The following is a 10154-nucleotide window of genomic DNA, read 5'->3' on the forward strand; positions in this document are numbered from 1 at the left end:
ACCATGAAGCTCAAATTAGACGAAAGATTTCTTAAAAAAGCGTTTTGGCTGATTTTGATTATTGTTTATATCTTTGTTTTAGCCAAACTTTTTGTTTCTTGGAAAAAAACCGCTCAAGCCCAGACAACCTGTAATTGTACGGTAAGTATCAAAGGCCCAATAGGAGTAAATATTGAAAAACCAACCATGGCTTCTGGCGGAGAAGACAACGCTGTTTCTGTTTATACCGCTAATCCTAGTAAACCAGAGTTTAGCGTTCGGGTTTGGTCCCCGGGCGGCGAGGGGTCAGATAAAAGTCCGGGTTTTGGCGTTTATGTTTATAACGCCCATGACGACCCCTTGACTGTTAGATGTTATCCGCAGGATCCAATCTGCGCTTACTTTACTCGTTTATCTACGCAAGAAAAGGACAAACAGACGCAGATTGAAAATCTTGATGATGCGGTCAAGAAGGATTTAATGACTGAATTTACTACTGATTGTCCGACCTATGCCAAGATCGCTGGTGTTGGCGAGCCGGAAGAAGAAGGCGGCGACCCAGCCGTGGTTGATAATATTAAAGAATCAATTTGTCGGATTGCGGTTGACAACTGGGCTGATATTGTTGTTGGTGGAAGTAAGGCAGTTAAGATGAGCATAGCTGAAGCTTTTGAGGGACTTGATTTTATTGATGCAATTACCAGAAAATTTTTAATCAAAAATACAATTAATAGCGCTAACCGTTATCAAGAAGCGCCAGAGCAGTTTCGAGCTGGAGTGTTTTTTTATGACACGATCGGCGGCACCTGGGTTGAGCCAGGCACTGGATTTTTGGCTTTAAACCGGCGCTTGACCCGGCCGATGTCAACTGCAAGGTTGGTTTTGTCAACCCAGCAATATTTAGGGGGCGAGTTTAACCGGGCTGAATCTGGCTTAATGGAAGAGCTTCGGTCTGGCGGCGGCTATTTTGGCAAATATCGCTGTGCCAGTGAAGTAACTAACAAGCAGACTGGAGAGAAATCCTGCGGCAAAATGGAGATCAATGCTTTATCCGGAGACATTCAACACTTGCTTCAAACTTTAACCGAAGCATCTTTGGATGTTTTTGTTAACACGGTAGACTATAACCAGGATATAGCTAATGAGCTTTTACCAAGCAGGGATCCCTATACCGGCTTAGTCCATGGCGGCTGGCCCGGGTACCGGGATTTGTTAAATAGTTTTAGCGGCGGCCCGGGATTTTTCCGCTACACTCCTTCTGGTGGATTTCAGCCCAAACCAGAAGAGCCAGTTTCTTTTTGTGAGATTTCTAATTACGATCCGGATATCGTGATGGGGCTGGACGAGCAGAGAAAAGTTAATTTTAAAGTTTATGTTGGTTTAAGTAATGGCCTGGACGGTTTAGTTTCTGATTTGGAGCAGATAATTATAAGTTTGCCAAACAGCAGTTTTGCCACTACTAGCCCGTCTTTGCTTCGGCCAACCGGAGCCACTTCTTCGGAAATATTCTTAACTGAAGTTGTTTCCAGTCCGAATCAGCGAGGCACAACCAAAATTAATATTTTAGCTGAACTGAAAGAATCTGCCGGCGGCAATAACTGTACTGCCAGCATTGATCTGGAAGTTTTAGGATTCGAGCGCTATCTGTGTGACTCCCAAAGATGCAAGAGTCCGTTGATTAATAATGACCCGGACGAACCGGTTTATACCTGCGTTGGCACGCCAAACGATGATTTGAATAACGACTGCACCCCCTTGGGCTCAAATGCCATAACTGAATGGTGCGTTGATATTGGCGACAAAGATGGCGATGGTTATAATGCTTATTGTTATGATTCTGCTCCGGCTGACCAGCAATTAGCCTGTCAAGCCAGAGGCTACATCTGCCAGGCAACCACCAGTGCTGTTTTTGCTCCAAGGAAAATCGGACTTTTTGAGTCAGCCAAGAAAATTTCTTACGAGTTTTTGAATTTGTTTAAGTTTGAATGAACTATTTTCTTAAAAAAGCATTAGTTGGCGTTTTGGTCGGCCTTTTCGTTTTTCAGCCAATAATTTTTAATCGGGTTGTTTGGGCTAATGATGAACCTAACCCCACTTGGGGAATTTCAGAGCAGGAAAAAACTCCTTGGCAGGAAATTCAGGAAAAATGCGGCAATGGCGGTTGGAAAGGCCGGGCGGCGCTTTGTTTGGCTGGCTATGCCAGCGCCGCGGCCTTAATGGCATCCCAGGGAACAACGGATCTGGTTGAAAAAGCGGTTGAAACCTTTGAAAAAATTACCAACCTTAGTTTAGAAGGAATTTTCTCTCGTTTGCTTGAGATTATTGGCGATATTTTAGGTTTTATTGTCACTCAAGAAATTGTGATTGTGGCTTTTCTTTTGAGTCCGGACACTTTTCAGTATGCCACTTCGCCGGCAGTCCAGGCCGGGTTTTATGTTTCTTTACAGATTGCCAACGGCTTGCTGGCAATTGGTTTGGTAGTTCTGGCCAATCGGTTTATTTTGGGAATTGAAAGCTATGGCGATTTAAAAAACTTAACCAAGTATGTTGCCACTGCTTTGCTGATTAATTTTTCTTTGGTTTTTGCCTCTTACGCAGTCGGTATCGCTAATTTTTTGACCATCGGGTTTTTAAATTTTGCTACCTTGCCGGAAACCGGCGCCGCTGGCGGCGCTGGAGTTGATTACGCCACCCGTTTGATTGCTACTATGGACCAGTTTTCCGAGGTTTTTTCTGGTTTAGCAGCAGATTATGGCGATGCCAGCCAAAGTTTAGCAGGTAACTTAAGCGTTTTACTAGTAGTAATTTTGTTAAGCGTGTTCTTGGTAATGATTTTGGCGGCAATGATTGTTTCTTTGCTCGCCCGGGTTGTTGCTTTATGGGTTTTAATGATGACTGTGCCATTAGCAATTGCCAGTGACACGGTTTTTGGCGGTCTGAATATCCCGGGTATCAGCGGCAAACTGGGCGGACTTTTTAATAAGTGGACGAATGATTTTGTTAAGTGGATCGCTTTTGGCCCAATTATGGCTGGAGTAATTTGGTTTACTTTTTTGATTCTTGGCAATATGAATGATTTTTACGCCGCCCAACCAGAAGCTGAAGTTGGCGTGGTAATGAATATGTTGGGCAGGACTTTGGGGGTGATTGCCGCCCTGATTATTCTTTATAAAGGATATAAGTTTGCTCACGAGAGCTCTGCTTGGGCACCGGGCTTTGTTGATAAGGCGGTTGCTGGTGCTGGGAAGTGGGCCGGCCAGACCGGTTTGAAATATCCAGGCAAAGTTATTGGCCAAGGGGCGACCCGGTTTGGTAAATGGGCAGCTGATTCTAAAGCTGGCCGAAGCATTCAGAGGGCTTTTGCTAATGTACCGGGTTTGTCTGCAGTCAGTCACGGGTTGAGCAATCTTTCTGCTAAAGGCGATGAGCTGGTCAAACAAAAAGCCCAAAAACAGATTAGTTTATATCAAAGAATGCACGACAGAGCCAGAACTGAATCTGAAAAAGAAGCGATTATTAATAAAGCCAAAGACGCTATGCTGACTTCGGGGATGAAAGGTCTAAGGCCAGACGAGTTTGGAGCAATGTTTAGCTTTTTGGCAAAAAATGATAAAAAGGCATTGGCCCAGGTGATTGAACAGAAAGTAAGCAGCAGCAAAGATCCTGAAAAAGCAATCGGCGATTTGATTGCTATGGGTAAATCATACGGAGCGGAAATCAGCGCTGACGATGTTTATAAAATCAACCCAATGCTTTTGAAAGAAGAAAAAGAGATTGCCAAGTTTGTCAGCGGTATGTCATCAGAGGAGATTTCCAAGCTAAAAACCGAAACCCTTAAAGAAGCTTTGTCAATGGTTTCCAAACAGGGAATGGCTTTAAGCGCCGGCAAAATGAAAGATTTGATGCGGCGAACAGCTGACGATACAGAAAAATCCGCGGCGATGTTGGATTATGTTTCTCAAGCTGCGGCTGACAGCCAAGCAATGGCAGAGTATTTGGGCAAAGACGGCGAAACGCTTTGGGTTTTAGAACAACAGGTGCGTGAATTAACCAAGAGAGCTTCTCAAGAAAGAACTAAAGATAGAGAAAAAGCTAAAACATATATAGAACAAGCCAAGAAGGCGAGAGGGTTGCACGAACAGGTTAGAACTGCCGCCGCAGAGAAGAAAAAGAAAGCTAAAGAAACAAAATAAAAAATAAAACTTGAAATTATGCCTATTTCAGATTTTTTAGAAAAATTTTCCAGCCAAGAGGTGATTAAGAAAATCGCTGAACTTGATCCAGCTCTGAAAGACATTCTTGACGGCGAGATTGGCGGCAGCTTGATGGAAACAATTTTAGCCCGGTATGATTTTGATTTTGAATATTTTTCAGAGTTAATGATGCTTTTGGCGCTATACCTGACTAGATTGATTTCTAATCAAGAGTTTGCTGACGAGTTAGCCCAGTTAGTGCCGGAAAAATATTTTTTCCAGTTTTTGCAAGAACTGGAAGATAAACTTTGGTCGCCTTATGATGTTTATTTGAATCAAGCCGGAATTGTTTATAAGCAATTGGTTAAATTAACGCCCCGGCCGGTAGAAACTCAACAAACAACAGATGATTTACAACCAACAACAGGGCCAGAAACCGCTTCAGCTCAACAAAGCGCCGGCCAGGCTTTAAAATCAGAGCCAGTTTTAGCCGAGACAGAATTGCAAGCTAAACAGGGAACAGAAGCATTGCCAAAAACTGAAGAAATTATTATCACTGCGCCTCAAGCTGGACAAGCTGAAAAAATTGAACCTTCGGCTGAATCGCCCAAACCAAAGGTCTTTCAGGAAAGCGCCAGAATCAGCTTTGAAGCGCTAAAAAACTTTGTTCCCAGGCAAACAGCCGAGCCGCCAGCCGAGCCGGTTAAAACTGAGCCGGAAATAAAATCAGTTAAGTTTGAAGCGTCCAAGCCTGCTCAAGATTTATCCCGGGAAATTCAGGCGAAAACCGAAGAAAAGCCGGTAGAGATTCCCAAGCCGCCAACAGTGCCAAAAACCGAAGTTCAGGGTAAAGAGGTGATTGACCTGTCTGATTTTGGCGTCTCTGAACCGGGCAAAAAATAATTTAATATTTTTTGTGTTATCATTCTTTAATGCCGAATAAAAGCGATTTAATCAAAAATCTACGCCCGAGTTTGTTTTGGGATGTTGATTCAGCTAAACTTGATTTTGAAAAAAACGCTGATTTTATTATTGGCCGGGTTTTAGATTTTGGCAATTTAAGAGAGTGGCAGGCGGTAAAAAATTTTTACGGTTTGATAAGAGTGAAAAAGGCGGCCCAAAAACACATCTTTGCTGATGACCGGAGCGTTAATTTTTGGGCAATGATTCTTAATCTGCCGGCAAAATATTTAAAATGTATCAAGAGACCCTCACTAAAAATACCCAAAGCGTTCTAAAGATCTTAGCCGCATCCGGGATCGCTAAAGATTTTTATCTGGCTGGCGGGACTGCTTTGGCGCTTTATCTTGGCCATCGCTTTTCTGTAGATTTAGACTGGTTTGCCCCAAAATTTTCTCTTTCCGCGTCTTTTCGCCAAAAACTAGAAAAACTTGGGGAACTGGAAATAGACAGCGAATCAGAAAATACTTTTAATGGCGCCCTAAACGGAGTAAGGGTGAGTTTTTTTGAATATCCTTATCGCTTGATTGCGCCGACAAAACTATTTCAGAAAAATGTCTATCTTGCCGGAATTCCGGACATTGCGGCAATGAAGATTGAGGCGGTTTCAAGAAGGGGTTCTTACAAGGACTTTATTGACCTTTATTTTCTTTTGGAAGACTACTCTTTGGCTGAGCTGTTGGGGTTTGTCCGGAAGAAATTCGCCAGTTTAAATTATAATGAAGCCCATCTTTTAAAAGCTTTGACTTATTTTAAAGACGCGGGAACAACGGCAATGCCAAAGTTGATAAAGCCAGTGAGTTGGCAGGAGATTACTAAAACTATAAATAGTAAGGTAAAAATATATTTGAATCAAGAAATAAACAAGTAATAGACCCGTCTGATTTTGGCGTCTCTGAATCGGGTAAAGGATGATAATTTATCAACAGTTATTGTTTTACAGATTTGATTTGTGCTAAAATTGTTAAGAAAAGATTTGCCTAAAACACCTTGAACAATTTAACTTTTTATGGTATAATTATAGTATAATTAAATCTTATAAAAATATGCTTGATTTTAAACCAGAACAAAAACCCACAATAAGCGAAGCTTTGCAAACAGCTCGAGAAAAAGGCAGAGAAATGAAAACCGCTGGTATAGACAGAACAAAAGCTTTATTTAACAAAGTTTGGCAAGACGCTAAAAAAATCGGTTCAGCAATGCGCACAGTCGGCGAAGTCAGTTTGGGGCTAACAAGCCGCGAGACAAGAGTTGTATTACGAGAAGCGATTTCAGCAGAGCTTGAAAAAGCTCAAGACGCTGTTATTGATAAGATGTTTAGCCTTGGCGAGGATTTTTACATAAAAAAAAGAGCTGTTGTTGAGGGCGCCAAAGAGAAATTTAGGGCATTTGATCAGGAACATTTAGTGCCTTTAAATAATAATCTGGAAGATATTTTTAAAATTGTTCAAACCACAGTTCGTGAACTGCCCGGGTTTGCCGCTGAAAAAGCAGAAGAGCAGCTGGATAAATATGCGGCAATGAGCCGAGATTGGGTTGATGACCAAACTGAAAAGGCCAGGCGAGTTGTTGAAAATGCGGTCGGAGTTTTGGATATTGCGGCAACCACTGCAATTGAGTTGCCGGGTTTTGCGGTTCAGGATATTCAGAGTTCAGTTAAAAACCTATCTGAACAAACGATTGCTGGCCTCCAAGAATTCTTAGCTGAACGAAAAGAGCGCGAAGCAGTTAAAGCTTATGAGCAGTATGTGGAGGCTTGGGAAAAAGTAGTTGATCTGCGTTCCCGAGCCGAGGGACATAAAAAGCAAGCAGTTAGGGCAGATGGCGGCCTTTTTGGCGCTGGTACTCAATTAAGGCAACAAGCTGTTAGCTTGGAAACAGCTGGGGATTGAAATTAAATCTAATTATTATGAACAAACAAGAGCTTATTGAGTTTATTAAAAACCTTCAACTGGAGAGCAAATTTGAGCAGATGGTCTTGGAAATTATTAACGATACTCAAGAAATTACCCCCCAACTGCTTAACAGCTTGGCTGATATTTTGGAGCAATACGCTGAATATCAGAATAATCTGGCTAATCTTTATGATCAAGCCGCCAATGAGATTGGCAAAACAGTCAGCCGGCTCCAAGATCTGGATAAACAAGAGCTTGAGCAAAAATTGATTGCTGTTGATCAGATTCAAGAACAAGCTTTACAAGCAATTCAGGCGAAAATTAACGAAATAAAAAAATAAAGATTTAAATCAATAATTTATGGCAAAATCTTTTGGTAAAAACAAGGAGTCAATTAATAAAGAAGGACCTGGCGAGAAATTAAGAAGGTTAGAAAAGGGCGAACTTCCTGAAGGGGAGAAACGGCCGGAAATTGAGGCAGTACTCCAACTTGAGCAGATGCAGACTCTTATACAGACTCTTGAAGAATTAAAAAAGCAGAACGAACAATTAAAGCAAGAACTTGAAGAGTTAAAGCGAGAAAACCAAAAACTTCAAGAAGAAAACAAAGCGTTGCGAGAGAAAGAAACATTGCGTTCTAATGTTGAGACGCGCGCTTTTGTTGATTTTTGGGTTAATTATTTAATTAACACAGATTATTTAATCAGTCGTTTGGCAATGCCTGGATACAGCTTTGCCACTATGGATAGGGGCGCGTTAATCTGGCGTTTACCTGATATGGTTTGGTCAAGAATGTCAGCAGCTTATGGAGGCAATTATGATCCCTCGCTGGCTCATTTGGTTTACAGGGGCTTAATGGATAGAATTTTGTCAGTCGATTATCAGCCGCAGGTTCCAGCTGGTTATCCGCCTGTACCAAATATTTCAAATATAATAGCAGGAAGAGATTTTAATATCGGTAATATCTATGGCGCTGGTGGTTTACCGCAAGCAGAACAAAGAGTTGGTCAAGCGTTTGAATCAGGCCAACAGCCCCGTGAAGAGGCTGAAGCCCCAGCAGAAGAAGCTGCAGAAGAGCAGCCGGTTGAATCAGAGCAAGCGCCAGAGCCAGAGGCTGAATCAGCTGAACCTGAAGATTCTGCTGTTGCCGGCGCCTTGGAACAGCTTATTAATAAATACAGTCTAGAGGACGGCCGAGGCAGGATCCGGGGCGGAGTGCTGCCGATTGCCGGCGCAGTTGGCGGCGGAATGACTTTTTCCACAGCAATGGGCTTGGCTGGGTTGTCTGGTCCGATTATTGGCGCGGCTTCGGTTGGACTTGGTTCTTTAGCCGGTTCAGGTATTAGAAGAATGGCAGGGGAAAACTCTTTTAATCTTTGGGCAAGGTATTCTCATGTTGAAAAAGAAAAAGGTATTTGGGGTGGAATAAAAACCGCTTTCAGATATTTTGCTCGCGGTTTAGAAAGGCAGACAATGAAAAAAATTATTGGCTTAGAAGGTCGGTCAAAAAAAATTCAGGAATTAGAACATTGGGCTGATACTGCTGTGCCAACCGCAGTGATGCAAAGATTGAGAGCTAACCCGGAAGAATTAAGACATTATATTGCCGAAGCCCTTTGGTATGTCACTGCGGTAAATACAGTTCAGCAATCAGGCGGTTATCTTCATGAAGACGAAAGAACAGACTGGAATGCCAGGGCATTAAAAATGAGCGAGATCGCAGATACAATTTTTAGGTCAGCTGGATATAATCTTGGACAAGATAATGCCGCTGAATTTTTAGAGGAAGTGGTTAAAGAAATTGAGCAAAAAGAAAAGAATAAGTACGGCTGGCAAATAAGCGCCATGGCTGGTTTGGGCGCGGCTAAAGCTTTTGTTGGTGCCACGATTATTGGTTCAATAAAAGAAGTGATTTCTAATATTTCTTCTGCCGGACCAGCCTCAACTCCTCCCAGTAGCGGACCGGTTCCAAGCGGGCCAGGCATTCCGCCTGTTCCTGTTGCTGAAACAGTTAACCCGGGCGGTGATTCTTTTGGCCATGTTTTTGAAAGAGTAACTGGTTTAAGCGCAGATCATTTGTGGAGTGATTTTCATGGCGAAGCAGTTTTAGATAAATTTTTTTCTGCTAATACAGGCAACCATGAATATTGGCGATATTTAGCCGGTCTTGCTAAAGGCGGATATCTGGATAATCTTTCTGAAGTCAGTAAAATTGGCGAGATCTTGAAAAAAATCGGGGTTGATGCCGCGACTGGCGATTTTTCTCCGGATGCCGGCGCTTTGGCAAATTTAAGCCATCAAGACCAGCTGACTTTAGTCCGGTATGTTGGCTATCCGGGCTGGGCCCAAAAGATTCTTGGCCACCCGCTTGGTTTGGGCTTTCCGGACAAAAGCGAATTTATTAGCGCCATACCAACCCCTTAAATAAAATAAAGTATAAAAATTTATGAAACAAGATTTAGCTAAATACGATTTAATTGAATTGCTTGCCGGAGAAAGTTGGCCAGAAACAGAGCAAGCCAAAGTGGTAATTGGTTTTACCCGGGCTTTGTCGGGCTATGTGGCAGAAAAACTTAACCCTTATTTTAAAGATGAAGATGCAGACGAACTGAAAAAATTAGCCGAACAGCCAGAGATTACCCCTGAACAGGTAATTGATTTTTATAAAACCAGGTTGCCGAATTTAGAGGAAGTGCTTGACGAAGCGATTCTGGAACTGAAAAAGATTTTTTTGGTTGATGTTTATCAGCGCAAAATAAATGAGTTTGAACAGAAATTAGCCCAAGCAGATGAGGATAATCGCCCAGCTTTTGAATCCCAGTTAAAAGCTTGGCAATCAGCGTTGGAATTCAGCCAGCAGGATGATTGGGATAAAGTTAAACAAGTTTTGGTTGTTTTGCCAAGATAAGTATGCGCGACATCGCAAACCCTTTGAACTTGCGATGTCATAACATTTTTACAAATTAAAACCCCTCTGCCAGCTGGCAGAGGGGTTTTAATTGCATGGTGGTTAAATAAAAGAAAACGCCCCCGCTAAGAGCGGGGGTTTTTGTGGCTAAGGTGCCGTTGCCGTATTCGGTGCCCAACCCCCAAGTTTTCCCTCGCCTACAACGTAGGCCAGGAAAAC

9 protein-coding genes are annotated in these 10154 nt (G+C 42.5%); all 9 read left to right on the forward strand.

The annotated features are described in order from the left end of the window. Positions 1 to 3: 3 nt before the first annotated feature. The 9 genes from AB1721_02000 to AB1721_02040 all read left to right on the forward strand — a co-directional run bounded on the left by AB1721_02000 (position 4) and on the right by AB1721_02040 (position 9935). Positions 4 to 1968 (forward strand): hypothetical protein, encoded by a 1965-nt coding sequence (locus tag AB1721_02000; protein MEW5805477.1) that lies wholly within the window; start codon positions 4 to 6, stop codon positions 1966 to 1968. After that, on the forward strand, positions 1965 to 4172 hold the full coding sequence (locus tag AB1721_02005; protein ID MEW5805478.1) for a hypothetical protein: 2208 nt from the start codon (positions 1965 to 1967) through the stop codon (positions 4170 to 4172). Before AB1721_02000 ends, AB1721_02005 begins: the two co-directional genes overlap by 4 nt. A gap of 18 nt (positions 4173 to 4190) precedes the next feature. Next, the gene (locus AB1721_02010; GenBank protein MEW5805479.1) at positions 4191 to 5075 is read left to right on the forward strand and encodes a hypothetical protein; all 885 of its coding nucleotides are present in this window, start codon (positions 4191 to 4193) and stop codon (positions 5073 to 5075) included. A 29-nt stretch (positions 5076 to 5104) separates the two neighbouring features. Beyond that, entirely contained in the window at positions 5105 to 5410 is a 306-nt protein-coding gene (locus AB1721_02015) for a hypothetical protein (protein MEW5805480.1), read from the forward strand. Beyond that, positions 5368 to 6003, forward strand: coding sequence for a nucleotidyl transferase AbiEii/AbiGii toxin family protein (locus tag AB1721_02020; GenBank protein ID MEW5805481.1), 636 nt, complete (start codon positions 5368 to 5370; stop codon positions 6001 to 6003). Before AB1721_02015 ends, AB1721_02020 begins: the two co-directional genes overlap by 43 nt. A 175-nt stretch (positions 6004 to 6178) precedes the next feature. Further along, a complete protein-coding gene (locus AB1721_02025; protein MEW5805482.1) occupies positions 6179 to 7024 on the forward strand; it encodes a hypothetical protein in 846 nt (281 codons plus the stop codon). A gap of 17 nt (positions 7025 to 7041) precedes the next feature. Then, positions 7042 to 7368 carry a hypothetical protein gene (locus AB1721_02030; protein MEW5805483.1) on the forward strand — a complete coding sequence of 109 codons (327 nt, stop codon included), beginning with the start codon at positions 7042 to 7044 and terminating at the stop codon, positions 7366 to 7368. 19 nt (positions 7369 to 7387) lie between these two features. After that, the gene (locus AB1721_02035) at positions 7388 to 9451 is read left to right on the forward strand and encodes a cell division protein ZapB (GenBank protein MEW5805484.1); all 2064 of its coding nucleotides are present in this window, start codon (positions 7388 to 7390) and stop codon (positions 9449 to 9451) included. Positions 9452 to 9473: 22 nt separating this feature from the next. After that, positions 9474 to 9935 (forward strand): hypothetical protein, encoded by a 462-nt coding sequence (locus AB1721_02040; GenBank protein MEW5805485.1) that lies wholly within the window; start codon positions 9474 to 9476, stop codon positions 9933 to 9935. The last annotated feature ends 219 nt before the right edge of the window (positions 9936 to 10154 follow it).

The organism is Patescibacteria group bacterium (assembly GCA_040753135.1).
Lineage (GTDB): Bacteria > Patescibacteriota > Minisyncoccia > UBA6257 > Brennerbacteraceae > JBFMGR01.

Excerpts from the sequence above, each read along its gene's own strand:
- AB1721_02015 (MEW5805480.1), top strand. The coding sequence starts at position 5,105 with ATGCCGAATAAAAGCGATTTAATCAAAAATCTACGCCCGAGTTTGTTT.
- AB1721_02025 (MEW5805482.1), top strand. The coding sequence starts at position 6,179 with ATGCTTGATTTTAAACCAGAACAAAAACCCACAATAAGCGAAGCTTTG.
- AB1721_02035 (MEW5805484.1), top strand. The coding sequence starts at position 7,388 with ATGGCAAAATCTTTTGGTAAAAACAAGGAGTCAATTAATAAAGAAGGA.
- AB1721_02030 (MEW5805483.1), top strand. The coding sequence starts at position 7,042 with ATGAACAAACAAGAGCTTATTGAGTTTATTAAAAACCTTCAACTGGAG.
- AB1721_02040 (MEW5805485.1), top strand. The coding sequence starts at position 9,474 with ATGAAACAAGATTTAGCTAAATACGATTTAATTGAATTGCTTGCCGGA.
- AB1721_02000 (MEW5805477.1), top strand. The coding sequence starts at position 4 with ATGAAGCTCAAATTAGACGAAAGATTTCTTAAAAAAGCGTTTTGGCTG.
- AB1721_02010 (MEW5805479.1), top strand. The coding sequence starts at position 4,191 with ATGCCTATTTCAGATTTTTTAGAAAAATTTTCCAGCCAAGAGGTGATT.
- AB1721_02020 (MEW5805481.1), top strand. The coding sequence starts at position 5,368 with ATGTATCAAGAGACCCTCACTAAAAATACCCAAAGCGTTCTAAAGATC.
- AB1721_02005 (MEW5805478.1), top strand. The coding sequence starts at position 1,965 with ATGAACTATTTTCTTAAAAAAGCATTAGTTGGCGTTTTGGTCGGCCTT.